The sequence below is a fragment of the Amycolatopsis sp. MJM2582 genome (genome assembly GCF_000754115.1).
GTDB lineage: Bacteria > Actinomycetota > Actinomycetes > Mycobacteriales > Pseudonocardiaceae > Amycolatopsis > Amycolatopsis japonica.
In genome coordinates this window covers 56,277-75,121 of the sequence record NZ_JPLW01000007.1, presented here as the reverse complement: position 1 = coordinate 75,121, position 18,845 = coordinate 56,277, and the positions used below count along the sequence as shown (strand labels likewise).

Annotated in this window: 16 protein-coding genes; 7 read left to right on the top strand and 9 right to left on the bottom strand. The window is 68.1% G+C overall.

What is annotated here, in order from left to right; translation table 11 throughout:
* Positions 1–154: 154 nt before the first annotated feature.
* Positions 155–2,206: a type IIA DNA topoisomerase subunit B gene (locus ED92_RS35040; RefSeq protein WP_037346037.1), complete on the top strand. Its 2,052-nt coding sequence runs from the start codon at positions 155–157 to the stop codon at positions 2,204–2,206.
* Positions 2,207–2,235: 29 nt separating this feature from the next.
* On the top strand, positions 2,236–4,722 hold the full coding sequence (locus ED92_RS35035; RefSeq protein ID WP_037346035.1) for a DNA topoisomerase (ATP-hydrolyzing) subunit A: 2,487 nt from the start codon (positions 2,236–2,238) through the stop codon (positions 4,720–4,722).
* 203 nt (positions 4,723–4,925) lie between these two features.
* On the opposite strand, the gene ED92_RS35030 is transcribed toward ED92_RS35035, so the two are convergent.
* Genes ED92_RS35030 through ED92_RS35010 form a run of 5 tightly spaced genes read right to left on the bottom strand, consistent with a single transcriptional unit; the run spans position 4,926 to position 9,495 of the window.
* Positions 4,926–6,137, bottom strand: coding sequence for an acyl-CoA dehydrogenase family protein (locus ED92_RS35030; protein ID WP_037346033.1), 1,212 nt, complete (start codon positions 6,135–6,137; stop codon positions 4,926–4,928).
* On the bottom strand, positions 6,134–7,003 hold the full coding sequence (locus ED92_RS35025) for an SDR family oxidoreductase (RefSeq protein WP_037346031.1): 870 nt from the start codon (positions 7,001–7,003) through the stop codon (positions 6,134–6,136). The genes ED92_RS35030 and ED92_RS35025 overlap by 4 nt, the downstream gene beginning before the upstream one ends.
* A 10-nt stretch (positions 7,004–7,013) precedes the next feature.
* A complete protein-coding gene (locus ED92_RS35020) occupies positions 7,014–7,856 on the bottom strand; it encodes a MaoC/PaaZ C-terminal domain-containing protein (RefSeq protein ID WP_037346029.1) in 843 nt (280 codons plus the stop codon).
* On the bottom strand, positions 7,853–8,284 hold the full coding sequence (locus tag ED92_RS35015) for an SRPBCC family protein (RefSeq protein WP_016331679.1): 432 nt from the start codon (positions 8,282–8,284) through the stop codon (positions 7,853–7,855). The genes ED92_RS35020 and ED92_RS35015 overlap by 4 nt, the downstream gene beginning before the upstream one ends.
* A 17-nt stretch (positions 8,285–8,301) precedes the next feature.
* Positions 8,302–9,495 (bottom strand): lipid-transfer protein, encoded by a 1,194-nt coding sequence (locus ED92_RS35010; RefSeq protein ID WP_199755096.1) that lies wholly within the window; start codon positions 9,493–9,495, stop codon positions 8,302–8,304.
* Between the two features lie 182 nt (positions 9,496–9,677).
* On the opposite strand from ED92_RS35010, the gene ED92_RS35005 reads away from it, so the two are divergent.
* Positions 9,678–10,625 carry a hypothetical protein gene (locus ED92_RS35005; protein ID WP_200882786.1) on the top strand — a complete coding sequence of 316 codons (948 nt, stop codon included), beginning with the start codon at positions 9,678–9,680 and terminating at the stop codon, positions 10,623–10,625.
* 9 nt (positions 10,626–10,634) lie between these two features.
* Positions 10,635–11,342: an RraA family protein gene (locus ED92_RS35000; RefSeq protein WP_037346027.1), complete on the top strand. Its 708-nt coding sequence runs from the start codon at positions 10,635–10,637 to the stop codon at positions 11,340–11,342.
* Between the two features lie 168 nt (positions 11,343–11,510).
* On the opposite strand, the gene ED92_RS34995 is transcribed toward ED92_RS35000, so the two are convergent.
* Positions 11,511–12,332 carry a ThuA domain-containing protein gene (locus ED92_RS34995; protein WP_037346024.1) on the bottom strand — a complete coding sequence of 274 codons (822 nt, stop codon included), beginning with the start codon at positions 12,330–12,332 and terminating at the stop codon, positions 11,511–11,513.
* A gap of 133 nt (positions 12,333–12,465) precedes the next feature.
* Between ED92_RS34995 and ED92_RS34990 the strand changes: the two genes are divergently transcribed.
* On the top strand, positions 12,466–13,350 hold the full coding sequence (locus ED92_RS34990) for a LysR family transcriptional regulator (protein WP_037346021.1): 885 nt from the start codon (positions 12,466–12,468) through the stop codon (positions 13,348–13,350).
* Positions 13,351–13,422: 72 nt separating this feature from the next.
* Here ED92_RS34990 and ED92_RS34985 read toward each other — a convergent pair whose 3' ends face one another.
* Positions 13,423–14,217, bottom strand: a complete 795-nt coding sequence (locus tag ED92_RS34985) for a thioredoxin domain-containing protein (RefSeq protein WP_037346017.1) — start codon at positions 14,215–14,217, stop codon at positions 13,423–13,425.
* A gap of 2 nt (positions 14,218–14,219) precedes the next feature.
* Positions 14,220–14,708 carry a MauE/DoxX family redox-associated membrane protein gene (locus tag ED92_RS34980; RefSeq protein WP_037346014.1) on the bottom strand — a complete coding sequence of 163 codons (489 nt, stop codon included), beginning with the start codon at positions 14,706–14,708 and terminating at the stop codon, positions 14,220–14,222.
* Positions 14,709–14,799: 91 nt separating this feature from the next.
* Between ED92_RS34980 and ED92_RS34975 the strand changes: the two genes are divergently transcribed.
* Together ED92_RS34975 and hrpB are read left to right on the top strand one after the other, a co-directional pair.
* Entirely contained in the window at positions 14,800–15,627 is an 828-nt protein-coding gene (locus tag ED92_RS34975) for a glutamate ABC transporter substrate-binding protein (protein WP_037346010.1), read from the top strand.
* Complete coding sequence (gene hrpB, locus ED92_RS34970) at positions 15,624–18,017, top strand: ATP-dependent helicase HrpB (protein WP_037346009.1); 2,394 nt, start codon at positions 15,624–15,626, stop codon at positions 18,015–18,017. The genes ED92_RS34975 and hrpB overlap by 4 nt, the downstream gene beginning before the upstream one ends.
* On the opposite strand, the gene ED92_RS34965 is transcribed toward hrpB, so the two are convergent.
* A complete protein-coding gene (locus ED92_RS34965) occupies positions 18,002–18,790 on the bottom strand; it encodes an ion transporter (protein ID WP_037346006.1) in 789 nt (262 codons plus the stop codon). The genes hrpB and ED92_RS34965 overlap by 16 nt on opposite strands.
* Between the last annotated feature and the right edge of the window lie 55 nt (positions 18,791–18,845).

Here is an 18,845-nt window from a genome sequence, read left to right as displayed (position 1 = left end):
CCGTGACCCGCCCATCGGGACAGGGTGATGCGCCACACGCGGGGCTCGGGAGAACGAAGCTGTCGGAGGGGACGGATATCCTCCAGTACGGTGTCGCGTTGAACACCACCTCCACGAGCTAGTTCGCGAGCCACGACTCCAGGAGAAGTACCCAGTGACTGCTGAGACCCTGTACGGGGCCGACGACCTGACGCATCTCGAGGGTCTGGAAGCGGTCCGCAAGCGCCCCGGTATGTACATCGGCTCCACCGACAGCCGCGGCATCAACCACCTGTTCTCCGAGGTCGTGGACAACTCGACCGACGAGGGCGTGGCGGGTCACGCCACGAAGATCGTGGTCACCCTGCACGCCGACGGCAGCGTCCAGGTCGACGACGACGGGCGCGGCATCCCCACCGGAACGCACGCCAAATCCGGTTTGTCCGGTGTCGAGCTGGTGCTGACCAGGCTGCACGCGGGCGGCAAGTTCGGCGGCTCGGGCTACAAGACCTCCGGCGGTCTGCACGGTGTCGGCGCCTCGGCGGTGAACGCGCTGTCGCACCGCTTCGACGTCACGGTGAAGCAGAGCGGCAAGGTCCACCAGATGTCGTTCGCGCACGGCGTCCCCGGCGTGTTCGACGGGCCCGGCCCGAAGGCCAAGTTCACCCGCAAGTCCGGGCTGAACGTCACCGGCAAGATGAAGCGCGGCGAGCGCTCCGGCACGTCGATCCGCTACTGGTACGACTCGCGCTACTTCGAGAGCGGAGCCGCGCTCGACGTCGAGGGTGTCCGCGCGAAGATGCGCAACACCGCGTTCCTGGTCCCCGGCGTCACGTACGTGCTGCGCACCGCCGTCGACGACTCGATCAGCGAAGAGACCTTCCACTTCCCCAACGGCCTCGCCGACATGGTCGACTTCCTCGCCCCGGACAGCGAGAAACCCGTCTGCGGCACGTTGATCATCAACGGCGAAGGCACGTACAAGGAGAACGCGGCCGACGCCAGCGGTGTCATGCAGTCCAATGTGGTGCGTCACGCCGAGGTCGAGGTCGCGCTGCGCTGGGGCACCGGCTACGAGCGAACGGTGGAGTGCTTCACCAACACCATCCGCAACGTGCACGGCGGCACCCATCGCCGCGGTTTCGACCGCGCGGTGCTGAAAGCCTTGCAGGACGCCATTTCCAAAACCCGCGGGCTGCTCAAGCCCAAGGAGGACATGCCGACCGTCGAGGACGTGCTCGAAGGGATGACGGCGGTCGTCCACGTCCGGCTGCCGGAGCCGCAGTTCACCTCGCAGACCAAGGACGAGCTGTCCACCGCCGGCATCACCCGCGTCATCCAGGGCATCGTCGACAAGCACATCCGGTCGTGGACCGAAGAGCGCAAGACCAAGTCCGAGGCGAAGATCGTGCTGCAGAAGGTGGTCGACGCGGCACGCGTCCGGCTCACCCAGAAGCAGCAGAAGGACGCGGCCCGGCGCAAGACCGCGCTCGAAGGCGCGGCGATGCCGCCGAAGCTGGTCGACTGCCGCACCACCGGCGTCTCCCGCAGTGAGCTGTTCCTCGTCGAGGGTGACAGCGCCCTCGGTTCGGCGCGGATGGCGCGCGTCTCGGAGTACCAGGCGCTGCTTCCCTTGCGCGGCAAGATCCTCAACGTCCAGAAGGCGTCGCTCGGCGACACCTTGAAGAACGCCGAGATCGCCTCCATCGTGCAGGTGCTCGGCGCGGGCAGCGGGCGCACGTTCGATCTGTCGACCATGCGCTACGGCCGGGTGATCCTGATGGCCGACGCGGACGTCGACGGTTCGCATATCCGCACGCTGCTGATCACGCTGTTCGCCAAGTACATGCGGCCGGTCATCGAGGACGGCAGGCTCTACGCCGCGATGCCGCCGCTGCACAAACTGGTCACCAAGGGCCGCAACCCGGAAACCCACTTCACCTTCACCCAGAAGGAGATGGAGACCAAGTTCGCGGAGCTGGAACGCGCCGGCAAGCAGATCGTCACACCGGTGCCGCGGTTCAAGGGTCTCGGCGAGATGGACGCCGACGAACTGTGGGACACCACGATGAACCCGGCCACCCGCTCGGTCCGCCGCATCACCCTCGACGACGTCGAAGCCGCGGAGAACGCGCTCGAACTGTTGATGGGCGAGAAGGTCGAGCCGCGCCGCAACTGGCTGGTCGAATCCTCCGACCGGGTCGACCGCGAAGCCATCGACGCCTGATTTCGTTGCTATTCAAGGAGCTTTGAGCAATGGCACGCCGTAAGGGCACCACGACCAAGGTCGACCCGTCAGCGTTCGACAAACCAGGCGCGAACGTCTTCGACAACTCGCTGAAGACGGAGATCGAGGATTCGTACCTGGAGTACGCGTATTCGGTCATCCACTCGCGGGCGCTCCCGGACGCGCGGGACGGGCTGAAGCCGGTGCACCGCCGGATCATGTACTCGATGAACGAGAACGGCTACCGGCCGACGCACGCGTACGTGAAGTCGTCCCGCGTGGTCGGCGACGTGATGGGCAAGTACCACCCGCACGGCGACACGGCGATCTACGACGCCATGGTCCGGCTCGCGCAGGACTTCTCGCTCAACGTCCCGCTGGTCGACGGGCACGGCAACTTCGGCTCCCCCGACGACGGCCCGGCCGCCTCGCGGTACACCGAGGCGCGGCTCTCCCCCGAGGCGATGTTGCTGGTCGGTGAGCTCGGTGAGGACACCGTCGACTTCCGGCCGAACTACGACGGCTCGCTCGAAGAGCCGTCCGTGCTGCCCGCGGCGTTCCCGAACCTGCTGGTCAACGGCACGTCCGGGATCGCGGTCGGGATGGCGACCAACATGATCCCGCACAACCTGTCCGAGGTCATCGGCGCGGCGCGGTGGCTGATCAACCACCCGAACGCCACGCTGGACAAGCTGATGGAGTACGTCCCGGGGCCCGACCTGCCGACCGGTGGTTCGCTGCTGGGGCTGGACGAGGTCCGCCGCGCGTACGAGACCGGCCGCGGGGTGGTGCGCATGCGCGCCAGCGCCGAGACCGGGCCGCTGGAGGGCAGCCGCGGCCGTCAGGCCATCACCATCACCGAACTGCCGTACGGCGTCGGCCCGGAGAAGGTGATCGAGAAGATCACCGACGAGGTCAACAAGTCCAAGCGGCTCACCGGTATCGCCGACGTCAAGGACCTCACCGACCGCGAGAACGGCACGCGGCTGGTCATCGAATGCAAGGTCGGCGTGAACCCGCAGGCGCTGCTGGCGGATCTGTACCGGCTCACGCCGCTGGAGCAGTCGTTCGGCATCAACAACCTGGTGCTGGTGGACGGGCAGCCGCAGACGCTGGGGCTCAAGGCGCTGCTGGAGGTCTTCCTCAGCCACCGCTACGAGGTCGTCACCCGCCGCACGCGGTACCGGCGCCGCAAACGCGAAGAGCGGCTGCACCTGGTCGACGGTCTGCTGATCGCCCTGCTCAACATCGACAAGGTGATCAAGCTGATCCGCGAGAGCGAGAACGCCGCGGCCGCGAAGGACGGCCTGATGAAGCGGTTCAAGCTCTCGGAGATCCAGGCGACCTACATCCTGGACACCCCGCTGCGGCGGCTCACGAAGTACGACCGGATCGAGCTCGAATCCGAGCAGGACAAGCTGCGCGAGGAGATCGCCGAGCTGTCGAAGATCCTCGACGACGAGTCGGTGCTGAAGAAGGTCGTCTCGGCCGAGCTGGCCAAGATCGCCAAGGACCACCCGACCGAACGCCGCACCGCGCTGATCGACGGCGACCTCAAAGAGGTCCTCGCCGCGTCGAAGCCGTCGGGTCCGCTGGAGGTCGCCGACGATCCGTGCCAGGTGATCCTGTCGGCCACCGGGCTGGTCGCGCGTACGGCCGCGGAATCGGAGGAGGCGTCGGAGGTGCGGCGCCGCAACGGCCGCGTCAAACACGACTCGGTGGCCGCGGTGGTCCATTCGACCGCCCGCGGGCAGGTGCTGCTGGTGACCAACCGCGGCCGCGCCTTCAAGACCGACGTGCTGCCGCTGCCGGTGCTGCCCGAGCAAGCGGGCACGGTGTCGCTTCGCGGCGGGATGGCCGCGAAGGAACTGGTGCCGCTGGAAAAGGGCGAGCGCGTCATCGGCCTGGCCCCGCTCGGCGAACAGGCCGCCGGCTCCCCCGGCCTCGCGCTCGGCACGAAGCACGGTGTCGTGAAGGTGTGCGCGCCGGAATGGCCGGTCCGTTCCGACGAGTTCGACGTGATCAGCCTGAAGGACGGCGATGAGGTCGTCGGCGCCACCTGGCTCACCGACGGCAACGAGACGCTGGCGTTCCTGTCGTCCGAAGCGTCACTGCTGCGCTACGCCGCTTCGCTCGTGCGGCCGCAGGGTCTCAAGGGTGGTGGCATGGCGGGCATCGCCGTGCGCGGCGAGGCGGAAGTGGTCTTCTTCGGCGCGATCCGCACCGACGACGCCGAACACGGCGAGCCGATGGTCGTCACCGCGACCGGCGCGAGCGTGAAGGTGACCCCGTTCAGCGAGTACCCGGCCAAGGGCCGCGCGACCGGCGGCGTCCGGGCGCAGCGGTTCCTCAAGGGCGAAACGCGGCTGATCGTCGGCTGGATCGGCCCGCGCCCCGCCGGTGCCGCCCGCAACGGCGACCCGGTGGAACTCCCCGAAGTCGACCTCCGTCGCGACGGCTCCGGCCACGCCCACCCCGGCCCGGAGGTCGTCGGTCACCTGATCGAACGCGACTGACCCCGCACTCACGTGATCGGGCGCGGAACTCGCGTGTTTGGAGCCGGAACGCCCCCAAACACGCGAGTTCCGGCCCCGATCACGCGAGTTCCGCCTCCAATCACGCGTGTCGTCCGTCTGATCACGCGTGTCGTCCGCCCAAGCACGGGAGTCGTCCGTCGGGGAGCCGGACCCCTGCGTGGTAGCAAAGGTCCCTTGCTCCCTCAGCGACCCAGCAGGCCCTTCGCGATATGCGTCACCTGGATCTCGTTGCTCCCCGCGTAGATCATCAGCGACTTCGCGTCCCGCGCCAGCTGCTCCACCCGGTACTCCGCCATGTACCCGTTGCCGCCGAAGAGCTGCACGGCCTCCATCGCGACCTCGGTGGCCGCCTCCGACGAGTACAGCTTCATCGCCGAAGCTTCGGCCAGCGTCGGCATCTTGCCCGCGCGCAGGGTCTCGATCAGCTGGAAGACCATGTTCTGCACGTTGATCCGCGCGACCTCCATCTTCGCCAGCTTGAGCTGGATCAGCTGGAACCGTCCGATCTCCTGGCCCCACAGCTTCCGGTTCTTCGCGTAGTCCACGCACAGCCGATGGCATTCGTTGATGATCCCGAGCGCCAGCGCCGCGACCCCGATCCTCTCGACGGCGAACCCGGACTTCACCTCGGCCTTGCTGTCGCCGTCGCGGCCGGTCTCGGACTCGCCGAGCAGCCTGTCCCGCCCGAGCCGGACGTCGCTGAAGAACAGCTCGCCGGTCGGCGACGACATCATGCCCATCTTCTTGAACGGTTTGCCCTGCGTGAGTCCCGGCATGCCCTTGTCCAGCACGAACGTCAGCACCTTGCGGTCCCGGACCTCCGAGCCGTCGTCCAGCTTGGCGTACACGATGATCGTGTCGGCGTAGGGCCCGTTGGTGATGAACGTCTTCTGTCCATTGAGGACGTACTCGTCACCGTCGCGCCGCACCGACGTCTTCATGCCACCGAAAGCGTCCGAACCGGAGTCGGGTTCGGTGATCGCCCACGCCCCGACCTTCTCGAACGTCGCCAGCCCGGGCAGCCAGCGCTCCTTCTGCGCTTGCGTACCCTTCGTCAGGATCGTCTGCGCGGTCAGCCCGATGCTCACGCCGAGCGAAGCGACGATGCCGAGGCTGACCCCCGCCAGCTCGCTCACCGCGATGAGCGCCATCGCCTCCTGCCCACCGAACGCCAGGCCGCCACCCGAACCGGATCCAGGAGACTTCGACAGCAGCTTCGACACCGATTCCCGGGCGAGCGCGTCGATGCCGAAGGACGCGAACATCTTCCGGATGATGTCGTACGGCGGCAGCGTCCCGCTTTCCAGCGCGTCGAGGTGCGGCCGGATCTCCTTGTCGACGAACTCCCGGATCGCGTCCCTGATCAGCAGTTCGGTCTCGGACCACTCGATCACGGGAGCCTCGCGGCGATGTCGTCGATCTCCCAGGCGGCCTCGGTTTCGATCACCTTGACGTCGTGCCAGCCCGCGAGTTCGGAGATCGCGCCGCCCTGGACCGCGAACACCTTGCCGGTGAGCGGGCATTTCTCGGTCGCGAGGTAGGCCACCAGCGGCGAGATGTTCGCCGGGGAGAACGCGTCGAACTCCCCCTCTTCCACCTCTTGGGCGAAGATCGCGCCCATTCCCGGCGTCGCCAGGGTGAGCCGCGTGCGCGCGATCGGCGCGATCGCGTTCACCCGCACGCCATAGCGTTCCAGCTCCTCGGCGGCGACCAGCGTCAGCGCGGCGATTCCCGCCTTCGCCGCGCCATAGTTCGCCTGTCCCGCGTTCGGCAGCGTGGTCCCGGACGCCGAGGCGGTGTTGATCACCGAGCCCGCCACCGGCTCGCCCGCCTTGCTCGTGGCCTTCCAGTAGGCGGCCGCGTGCCGCAGCACCGCCGCGTGCCCCTTCAAATGCACGGCGATCACGGAATCCCATTGGGACTCCTCGAGACCGGCGATGAACGCGTCGCGCAGGATGCCGGCGTTGTTCACGACGACGTCGAGCTTGCCGAATTCCTCCACCGCCTGCGTCACCAGCTCGGCGGCACCCGCCCAGTCGGCGACGTTGGCCGTGTTCGCCACCGCCTTCCCGCCCGCCGCGCGGATCTCGTCGACGACCTCCTGCGCGGGCCCGGCGTCGCTGCCGCTGCCGTCGTTCGCCCCGCCGAGGTCGTTGACCACGACGCTCGCGCCCTCGCGCGCGAACAGCAGCGCGTGCTCGCGGCCGATCCCGCGTCCGGCGCCGGTGATGACGGCGACGCGTCCGTCGAGTGCTCCCATGGCTTTGCTCCTACTCCGCGAATTCCGCGAGACCGTCTTTGATCACGACGGTTTCGCCGACGGTGGTTTCGAACGCGTAGCTCCCGGCGCCCGCGCGCCAGATCCGCGTCGTCAGGTCCTGGCCGGGCAGCACCGGCTTGGCGAACCGGACGGCGAACCGCTTCAGTCTGTCCACATCGGACCCGGCGACCTCGGTCAGCAGCGCCCACGAAGTGAACGCCATCGTGCACAGGCCGTGCGCGATGATCCCCGGCAGCCCCGAATCCTTCGCGACCTCTTCGTCGAGATGGATCGGCATCGGGTCGCCGGCGGCGGGCGCGTACCGATACGTCTGGTCGTCGTCGATGTGCTGATTCACCTTCGCCACCGGCGCCTGCGCACGAAGGCCTTCGTCGAACTTGTGGTCCGGCCCGAGTTCGCCGCGGGTCTCCCCGGTGTCGAACCCGCGCACGAACAGCGTCACGTACTGCTCGTTGACCAGGTCACCCTCGTCGGTCCGGCATTCGAGATGGATCGTGCCGCGGGTGCCGTTCGGCAGGCCCTCGTAACCGGTCATCCGCGCCCGCGACACGAGTTTGTCGCCGGGGCGGATCGGCCGGTGGAACCGGAACTCCTGTTCCCCGTGCACGATCCGGCCGAACAAGCCGACCGGGACGACTTCGAGCGCGGGTTCCATCAGCGACTCGAACACCGGCACGATCGCGAACACGGGGCTCGCGACGTCACCGGCGAGATGCGCCGGGATCGGGTCGTTGGTGGCTTTCGCGTACTCGATCAGCCGCTCGCGCGTGACCTCGAACCGCGACTCGTCGGTCCATTTGCCGAGCCCGCCGGGGTCGAACCGCTCGGTCACGAGACCAGCGCCTTGAAGTTCTCGAGGGAGGCGTCGAGGTTCTTCTTGCCGTCCTTCTCGACGGCCTTGCCGAGCGCGCCGACGATCATCTGACCGGCGAACTCCGCGTCGATGCTGGCGAGCGAACCGTCTCCGGACGCCTCCACCGACAGCTCGAACTTGACCTTCACCCCGGCCATCCCGGTCCCGGAGATCGCCAGCTTCGACGGCGCCTCGAACTCGTCTACGGTCCAGGTGATCGTGTTCGGCATCCCGAGCATCGTGACGACCTCGGAAGCCTGTGCTCCCTTGGAGAATTCGGCCGGGACCTCACCCTTCCACTTGGTGTGGATGGTCAGCCACTTCTCGAAGTTGTTGGGGTTGGAGAACTCCGCCCACACCTTGTCGGGAGCGGCGGGGAGTTCGACGGAGGCACTGATCTTGCCCATGGTTCTTCCTTTCGGGATCAGCGCTCGGCGCGCTGGTAGGCGGTGACGACGGCGGCGCCGCCGAGTCCGATGTTGTGCTGCAGCGCGGCCTGAACGCCGTCGACCTGGCGTTTGTCGGCGGTCCCGCGCAGCTGCCAGGTCAGTTCGGCGCATTGCGCGAGGCCGGTGGCGCCGAGCGGATGTCCCTTGGAGATCAGCCCGCCGGACGGGTTGACGACCCACTTCCCGCCGTAGGTGGTGTCTCCGGAGTCGACGAGCTTCCCGGCCTCCCCTTCGGCGCAGAGTCCGAGCGCTTCGTAGAGCAGGAGTTCGTTGGCGGAGAAGCAATCGTGCAGCTCGATGACCTGGAAGTCCTCCGCGCCGAGCCCGGCCTGGTCGTACACCTGGCGCGCGGCCTGGACGTTCATGTCGTAGCCGATGATGTTCTTCGCGGTCCCGTCGAAGGTGCTGGCGAAGTCGGTGGTCATCGCCTGCCCGACGATCTCCACGGCCTGCCCGGCCAGCCCATGCGAGTCCACAAAGGACTCGCTGGCGAGGATCGCCGCGCCGGAACCGTCCGAGGTCGGCGAGCACTGGAGTTTCGTGAGCGGGTCGTAGATCATCCGCGAGTCGAGGATGTCCTGCAGCGAATAGCTTTCCTGGAACTGCGCGTACGGATTGTTCACCGAATGCCGGTGGTTCTTCTCGCCGATCTTGGCGAAGTGCTCGGCGGTGGTGCCGTAGGTCTTCATGTGTTCACGGCCGGCCGCGCCGAACATCCACGGCGCGGGCGGGAAGAGCACCTCGGAGATTTCGGCGAGCGCCTGGATGTGCCTGCCCATCGGCTGCTCGCGGTCGTCGTAGGTCGAGCCGAGCGATCCGGGCTGCATCTTCTCGAAGCCGAGCGCGAGCGCGCAGTCCGCACGGCCGCCCCGGATCGCTTCCGCGGCCAGGTACAGCGCGGTCGACCCGGTCGAGCAGTTGTTGTTGACGTTGACGACCGGGATCCCGGTCATGCCGAGTTCGTAGACCGCGCGCTGCCCCGAGGTCGACTCGCCGTAGACGTAGCCGACGTAGGCCTGCCGCACCTCGTCGAAGGAGATCCCGGCGTCGGCGAGCGCCTTGGTCCCGGATTCCTTGGCCATCTGCGGGTAGTCCCAGCCCTCACGGCGGCCGGGTTTCTCGAACTTCGTCATGCCCACGCCGACGACGTACACCTTGTTGGCCACCACGACGCTCCTTGTCGTTGCCGGGTCGCTGCTGCCACTGAAGATACAGACAGGTTTGTATTTATCAACCCCTTACATACAGGTCTGAACGGATGTTACTTACGGCACCTTGCGTGTCAGGTGACGCAGACGGGCGAGCCGCACCCCCGTTAAACAGGGAGAACACGACTCACAGGGGGTTAACGATGAAACGGACGAGCTTGGTCTTGGCAGCCACCGTCGCCGCCGGACTGGTGTCGGCGGGCACGGCGTCGGCGAGCGGCTGGACGATGAGCTACCTGCGGCCGCCGGGCGGAGACGCCATCCGGGTGGTGGCCACCGATGGGGCCGGAAGCTACGCGGGGCACTCCGACCGGGGACTGCTCACCTGGTCGGGCTGGAGGGTGCGCAACCACGGCTTCCCGGCGGGCTACGGCTCGGTCGAAGCCGTGGACGAGAACACGTCGAAGGCGATTCTCGCGAACGGATACGCGAGCTCGACGGGGACCAAACGCTCGTTCGTCCACCAGGACGGCGGGTTCCAGCTCCTGGAAACGGTCCCGGGATATGCCCAGACGGTCGTCACCGGGATGAACAACCGCGGCGACATCGTCGGCCGCGTGTACAACGATCCTCGCTATGGCTCATGGGCGGCGTTCTGGCCGGCCGGCGACCGCGCGCACCCGGTCCTCCTGGACTCCCCGCCGCTGCTCAGCCCGGTGGACATCGACCACGACGGCACGATCCTGATGCAGGAACAGTTCGGCGGCGTCTGGCTCTGGAAGGACGGCGCGGCACGGCAACTGGTCCTTCCCGAGGGCGTCCGCGAAGCACGCGCCCTCGCGATCCGGGACGGCAAGGTGCTGGCCGACCTCCAAGGGGGCCAACGGCTTTGGACGGCCCCTGACACCTCCATCCCGGTACCCGAGACCATGACGGTGACCGCGCTCAACGGGTCGGGACTCCTCACCGGCTGCTTGCGGACCATGGGCACCGCCACGATTCCCGCGGCGTGGACGCCGGGCGGCCCGGTCGAGACGCTTCCCGCCCCCTCCAGCGGGTGCGGCGCGATCGTGGGCGACAACGGGGAGATCATGGGAACTCTGCAGGACGACGACTACTACGACAAGCTCGTGGTGTGGCGCCGTGGCTAAAGTCGGGGCATGGATCCCGAAGAGCTTCGGCAGCGGTTCTCCCTGCTGACCACCGCGCATCTGACCGACGGCTGTGTGCGCGCCGGCGTTCAGGTCCGGTGCGCGCCCGCGGGCACGCACTCGGTCGTGCCCGGCGCCCGCGTGGCCGGGCGGGTCACCCCCGCCCGCCACGTCGGCAGCGTCGATGTCTTCCTGGAGGCGTATGAAATCGCGAACCCCGGCGACGTCCTCGTCGTCGACAACGGCGGCAGGCTCGACGAGAGCTGCGTCGGGGACCTCGCGGTCCTCGAAGCGGAGGCGGCCGGGCTGAGCGGTGTGGTGATCTGGGGGCTGCACCGCGACACCGCCGACATCAAGAAGATCGGGCTGCCGGTGTTCAGCCTCGGTTCGATCCCGACCGGCCCGCTCTCGGTCTCCGCCCGCCCGGACGGCGCGCTCGAATCGGCCGTCGTCGGGGACTGGACGGTGACGCGGGAAGACCTCGTGTTCGGCGACGAGGACGGCGTCCTGTTCGTCCCCACCGACCGGGCGGACGAGGTCCTCGACCGCGCCGAAGGCATCCGCGACACCGAGCGGCGCCAGGCCGACCGGATACGCGGCGGAGAGTCCCTTCGCGAACAGGTCCGCTTCGCCGACTTCCTCGCGGAGCGGGCGAAGTCGCCTTCGCTGACGTTCCGGCAGCATCTGCGGGCGGTCGGGGGCGCCATCGAGGAGTAGCAAGGGACCTTTGCTACCACCCGGCTCTGGGCACACCGCGGGCCGTCCGTGAAGGCCTCCTTCACTACCTTCAGGGTAGGCAAGGAGGCCTTCACGGCACCGCGGGAGAGCAAGGGACCTTTGCTACCACCGACGCCTCTGACCTGCGGAAAGAGCGCAGGGCCCGGCTCATCCTCGCGCGGTTTGCCTTCCACCGAGCCACAGCAGACCGTCGACGACGAAGCGGTTCTGCACCTCACTGCCGAAGGTCGACGAAAGCGGCTGGTTCGTCTCGTAGTTCATCTTGTTGTGCCCGAAGTTGGCGTAGAGCATCTTGTACTTGGCGTTGGTCCAGAGGATCGGGTAGTACCCGCTGTACCAGGACTGGTTCGGATCGGTCCCGAGCGGGAAGCTCACCGGGTCCACCGACGCGAGGATCCGGATGTCCGGGTTCTTGCGCAGGTCGCTGGTCCAGGCGTACCACTCGCTCACCGACGAGGTGAACGTCGCGGGCAGCCGCGTGGTCGAGGGATGCGGCCGGTTCTCCACCTTCAGCGTCGCCGTCGTCGGCCCCCAGGTGTTGGATTTGAACGCACCCGTGCCGAGGAATCTGTTGTGGTACCAGTCCCAAGTGGATGGATTGGTGGTGAACGCGGCCACGTGGAAGCCGAAGAACGCGCCGCCCGCGTTCATGTAGCGCTCGAAGCCCGAGCGTTGCGAGGAGGTCTGCGGCAGGTCGTCCAGGAACAGCACGACCTGATACTGCGACGGCTGCAGCGAGCTCAGCCGGTTCCAGTCGTTGGTCGCGGTGTAGCTGAAGTTGTTCTGCCAAGCGGTTTTCGGGAACCACTGGTTGGCTTCCTTGACGAAGCTGATGTGCGCCGCGTCGTAGGTGCCGTTGTAGAACGCGAGCACCTTGAACGCGGGTGCCGCCTGCGCCGCCACCGGCGCCGACGCCAGCGCGAGACACGAAACGAACAGCAGAGCGAGCCGGACCACGAATTTCGTCATACCTCACCACCCATGCCGAGAACGCGTAAATTCATTGCTTGAATTAACACATGACACAGCATCGATGGTCTAGACCTGCGAGAAATACGGTTCCCGGTGACCGGTACCGGCCCTTATCGATAACCTGGAGATTATGGAACTGCGGGATATCGAGATCTTCCTGACGCTGGCCGACGAGCTGCATTTCGGCCGCACCGCGGAGCGTCTGCACGTCTCGCAGGCGAGGGTGAGCCAGTCGATCAAGCAGGTTGAGCGCCGGATCGGGGTACCGCTGTTCGCCCGCACCAGCCGACGGGTCCGGCTCACGCCGATCGGCGAACGGCTTCGGGACGACCTCGGCCCCGCCTACCGCGCGCTGCACGAGGGCGTCGACCGCGCGATCGCGGCCGGCCGCGGGATCGGCGGCGTGCTGCGGCTGGGCTTCGAGGCACCCGGCGTCGCCGACCTGACCGAAGAGCTGCTCGACCGTTTCCGGCAGCGTTACCCGGACACCGAACTGCTCATTCGCGAGGCTGATTTCGCCGACCCGTTCGCGATGCTGCGATCGGGTGAGATCGACGTGCTGGTGACACTGCTTCCAGTCGACGAACCCGATCTTACGACCGGACCGGCCGTGTACACCGAACCGATGGTGCTCGCGGTGTCGTCGAAACACCCTTTCGCGCGACGGAAGTCAGTCACCCTCGATGACCTCGCCCGCGACACCGTCCTTCGCGCGGCTCACCCGCCGGAGCCGTACTGGATCGAAGAACCGCGACAGTGGCTGACGCCCGCCGGGCATCCCGTAAGCCGGGGAACGCCCTTCGCGACGTTTCAAGAGCTACTCGCCGCGATCGCCACCGGTGCCGGTATCTGCCCGCTCGCCGCACACGCGCGGGAGTACTTCAGCCACCCGCGGATCCGCTTCGTGCCCTTCGCCGGCTCACCCGACGTCGAGTGGGGCCTCGTCTGGCCGCGCTCCGCGGAGACAGCGCGCGTACAGGCCTTCGCCGCCGTCGCCGCCGCTTCGCACCCCTGACACGCCCGCAATTAGTCCTCTGAATGCGGTACTTGCACACGCAACCAACGCATTCAGAGGACTAAATGCGAACTAGCTGACGACCTTCTTCACCCAGTCCTGCTCGAGCTTCACGACCTGCCCGTTCGAAGTGACGGTCGGCGTGCCGAAACCGGGGCCGTTGCCGAAGTCCTGCTGCAGCGACGGGTCCGTGGAGATCTTCTTGTACGCGTCCTGGATCTCCTGCTCGTACGCGCCGCTGTTGACCTTGACCACGAAGGTCGGGTCGGTGATGCCGACGTCCTGGCCGAGCTTGATCAGCTGCGCCTTGTCGAACCCGCGACCGCCTTCCTCCGGCTGGTCCTTGAACAGCGCGTCGTGGAAGGCGAGGAACTTGCCGGCGTCGGCCGCAGCGAGGGAGGCGTTGGCGGAGTCCAGCGAGTAGCCGGGCGGGTCGGAACGCTGGTTCAGCATCGGCAGCATGTGGTACCGGACCTGCAGGGTCCCGTTGTTCACCTGCTCCTCGATCTGCCCCTTGAAGGTCTCCTCGAACTGCTTGCAGACCGGGCACAGGAAGTCGGCGTAGACGTCGATGGTCTTCTTCGCCTCGGGCTTGCCGACGGTCACGACGGCCCCGTCGCGTTTCTCGACGACACCGGGCGCCGATGTGCCCGTCTGCGCGCCGATCACCTTGCCCTCGGTGCTGTCCTTGCTGGACGTCGTCCAGATGACGCCACCGATCACCAGCGCGGCGAGGACGACCACCGCGACGGTGATCGCGACGACCTTCTTCTTGTCGCCGCCCGCGACGCCCCTGGCCTGTGCCACCGAACGCGCCGCCGTCTGCTGCTGTTTGCGTTTCCGAGCGTTGCGCTCAGCTCCACCCACGATTATTCGTTCCCTTCAGCGATACCCACATAGTCGTCGTCGGCGGAGGCGCGAGAGTTCCCGAGCCAGCCGTCCACGGAAAGCCAGGTCCGCGGCCGCACGATCAGCCAGACCCCCAGGAGCGCGAATCCGAGGTCCCTGGCGATCTCCTGCGGATACCGCGTCTGGTCCGCGGCGATCTGACCGCCGCCGCCGAAACAGCCGCAATCGATGCTCAGCCCGCGCGCCCAGGATTGGGCGATCGCGGCGATGAGCACCGCGAGCAGCAGCACCGACAGCACCGACACCCACCGGGTGACGAACCCGGCGAGCAGGAACAGGCCGAGCGCCAGTTCGACGAGCGGCATCCCGATCGCGACCGGGCGGACGAGCCCGTCCGGCAGGACATCGAACGCCTGGACCGCGATGTAGGTCTGCCCCGGGGCGCTGATCTTCAGCGCTCCGGAAACCAACCAGACGGCGGCCAGTCCGAGCCGGGCGAGTGTGCCCACGGCGTCGAGTACGACTTGGGGCGGTCTACGCACGGGCCTAGGCTAACCGCCGACCCTGAGAACAACGTGAGGCGGCGGACGGAGGCACCCGATGAGGGGACGCGCCCTGCTGGTGGTCTGCTTGATGCTGGTCACAGCGGCGGCCTGCGGCGAAGAGGCCGGTCCGGCGGATTCCCTCGTCGCGCGCGCCGTCGCGTCCAACAAGCTCACCATCGGCATCCGCTTCGACCAGCCGGGCCTTTCCAAGCGGACGGTCGACGGCCGGTACGTCGGCTTCGACGTCGACGTGGCGAAGTACGTGGCGAGCGAATTGGGCGTCGACGAGGATCACATCACCTGGCACGACAGCAGACCGTCGTCCCGCGAGACGGACATCACCTCGGGGATCACGGATCTGATGGTGGCGACCTACTCGATCACCGAAAAACGCAAACAGGTGGTCGCGTTCGCCGGCCCCTATTTCGACACCGGCCAGGATCTCCTCGTCCGCCTCCGGTCGACCGACATCACCGGCCCCGAGAACCTCAACGGCCGCAAGCTGTGCGCCGTGGGCGGCACCACCTCCGCCGAGCAGGTGCGCGACAAGTTCGCCCAGGCCGTGCAGCTCGTCGAGTACCCGCGCTACCAGGACTGCGTCACGGCGTTGCTCGCCGGGCAGGTGGACGCGGTGACCACCGACGACGTCATCCTCGCCGGTTACGTGGCGCAGAACCCGGAACTGCTGAGGGTCGTCGGCAAGCCCTTCTCGAAGGAGAAGTACGGCGTCGGCCTGCGCAAGGACGACGTCGAGGGCCGCGCGGCGGTGGCCAAGGCGATCCAGAAGATGATTTCGTCCGGGGAATGGCTCGATTCGCTGAACCGCAACATCGGCCCGTCCGGCTACCGGATCCCGCCTCCGCCACAGGTCACCGAGCGGTGACCCTTCCCGATCTGCCGGTTCGCGCCGTCCTGCCCGAACTCGAAGCCGCGCTCGACGCCCACGGCACCGCGGTCCTCGTCGCGCCCCCTGGCACCGGAAAGACCACTTTGGTGCCGCTGGCGCTGGACAACGGTGAAGGCCGGGTGATCGTCGCCGAACCGCGGCGGCTCGCCGCACGGGCCGCGGCGGCGAGGATGGCGTCCCTGCTCGGCGAACGGGTCGGTGAAACGGTCGGCTATTCGGTCCGCGGCGATCGGAAGGTGTCTTCTTCGACGCGGATCGAAGTGGTCACCTCGGGACTGCTGGTCCGGCGGGTGCAGGGCGATCCCGAGCTGGCCGGGGTGTCGACCGTCCTGCTCGACGAATGCCACGAACGCCATCTCGACGCGGACCTCCTGCTCGCGCTGCTGCTGGACGTGCGCGCCGGGCTGCGGGACGACCTGCGGCTGCTCGCGACGTCCGCCACGGTGGCCTCCGGACGGCTGGCGGCCCTGCTCGGCGACGCGCCGGTGATCACCGCGCACGCGAGGACGTATCCGGTCGAGGTCTCGTACTCCCCGCCCGCGCGCGGCGAGCGGATCGAGGCGACCGTGGCCCGCGTGATCCACAAAGCACTGTCCGAAGGGGACGGTGACGTCCTCGCCTTCCTGCCCGGCGCCGGGGAGATCGCCAGAGTGAGCGGACTTCTCAACGGCCTCGACGCCGACGTGCTGCCCTTGCACGGACGGCTTTCGGCGGCGAGCCAGGACGACGCGCTGCGCCCGCGCGACCGTCGCAGGGTGGTGCTCTCGACGTCGGTCGCCGAGTCCAGCCTGACCGTGCCGGGGGTGCGCGCGGTGGTGGACTGCGGACTTTCCCGCGTTCCCCGCGTCGATCACCGGCGCGGCCTGCCCGGATTGGCGACGGTCCGCGTTTCGGCCGCGGTCGCCGAACAGCGAGCCGGTCGCGCCGGACGTGAGGCGCCGGGCCGCGCGTACCGGTGCTGGGCCGCGCACGAGCAGGGTTCGCTGCCCGCCTATCCCGAACCCGAGATCCGGACGGCGGAACTGGCGCGGTTCGCCCTCGAACTCGCCTGCTGGTCCACTCCGGACGGTTCCGGCCTCGCCTGGTGGGACCCGCCCGGCGAAGGCGCGCTGGCCGCCGGGCGCGCGTTGCTGACCACGCTCGGGGCGACCGCGGAGGACGGCACGGTCACCGAGCGCGGCCGGAAGATGGCCGGGCTGGGCCTGCATCCGCGGCTGGCGAGGGCGTTGCTGGACGGCGCGGCGCGGACCAACGCGCGCTCTGCCGCCGAAGTCGTCGCGCTGCTGGACAGCGGCGGCACCCTGACCGACCTCGAAGCCGAGCTGCGCCGGGTGCGTGGTGACGAGCGCTGGAAGCGTGACGTGCGACGGCTTTCCCGGCTGGTGCCCGATGGCGGCAACGCGTCCGATCCGGCGCTGGTGGTGGCGCTGGCGCATCCCGAGCGGCTCGCGCGACGGCGTGCCGCGGGGACGCCGGTGTATCTGATGGCGGGCGGAACCGCGGCCGAACTCCCGCGCGGCAGCGGACTCGCCGACGTCGAATGGCTGGCCGTGGCCGAAGCGACCCGCGATCCCGGCCGCGCACAGGGCGTCATCCGGCTGGCCGCCCCCGCCGACGAGGACCTCGCCGTGCGCGCGGCACCGAATCTGGTGTCCTCAGAGGACGAAGTGCGCTGGTCTTCGGGTGACGTCGTCGCTCGTTCGGTGCGGCGGCTCGGGGCGATCGTGCTCGCGGAGAAACCGTTGCGCTCACCCGCGCCGGACGCGATCCGCGCCGCGCTGCTGGACGGTTTGCGCACCGAAGGACTCGGCCTGCTCCGCTGGTCGGAAGACGGGAAGCGATTACGCGAGCGACTGTCTTTCCTGCATCGAGTACTGGGGCCGCCTTGGCCTTCGGTCGCCGACGCGGACTTGTTGTCCACTGTGGACAGCTGGCTGGACCTCGGCTCGGCTCGCCGCCGATCGGACCTGGCATCGCTGGACGCGGGCGCCGCGCTGCGTGGATTGCTGCCCTGGCCCGAGGCGTCGCGTTTGGACGAACTGGCGCCGGATCGGCTGGAGGTGCCGTCGGGTTCGCGGATCCGGGTCGACTATTCGAGCGAGCAGCCGGTGCTGGCCGTGAAACTGCAGGAGACCTTCGGCTGGCTCGCGACGCCGGAGCTGGCGGGTGTCCCGGTGGTGCTGCACCTGCTCTCCCCCGCCGGACGGCCCGCCGCCGTCACCGCCGATCTGGAATCGTTCTGGCGCAACGGGTACGCGGCCGTGCGCGCCGATCTTCGCGGTCGCTATCCGAAACACCCGTGGCCGGAGGATCCGCTGACCGCCGCGCCCACCCGGCGTACCTCAAGAGGTCAGTCCATCAGCTGATGCTGCGGCCTGGTCGGCAACCGCGCCGCCAGTTCCTCGTCGTCCTCACGCTCGTTCAGCCCCAGCTGCACGGCGCTGCGGATCTGCTCCCGGTTCTCCCGCACCACATGCGCGAAGAATTCGTCGATCCGCGGGTCGGTCAGTACTTCGAGGATCACGCGCATCGCGGTGTCGATCACCGAACGCACCACCTCGTCGTGGAACGGCAGTTTCGAAAGCCGTCCGGCCTGCGGATCGTTCTTGAGCTTCTCCGCGATGATCCCCCGCAGCAGGGTCTGGTTCTCGCCGAGTGAGCGCGCGAGGTTCTGCGGATAGTTCCCGGTCTCCAGCACCTTCACGACCTCGTCGAGCACCGCGATCGTGATCGGCTTCTTGATCGCCAGCACGATCGGCCGCGAAAGCCGTTCGACCAGCCGCTGGGTGAACCGCTCCCCGAACGCCCGGTCCGCCGTACGGGCGAGCCGGACCAGCACCACGATGATCCGCAACAGCCGGAAGCCGCGCAGCGCCGGATGCGCGATGGGGATCATGCCGAGGATTTCGTACCAGTTGCGCAGCGGGAACCGCTTCTCCCAGCCGTTGCGCCGCCACCGCCAGAGGAATTCCAGCGCGAAGATCCCGCACACCGTCGTGTCGATGACGAAGACACGGTGCGCCGTCTCCGCCGAATGCGGGAAGAACGTCACGTAGGCGAGCAGCCCGACCGAGAACACGGCGAGGACGAGCATCACCAGGTCGAGCGGATTCACGCGCCGTTGTTCGCGGGTGGTCATGGCGCCGATTGTGCCTTTCCGCGCTGACTCGTGCCGAGCGGCACCTGCCGAAAGT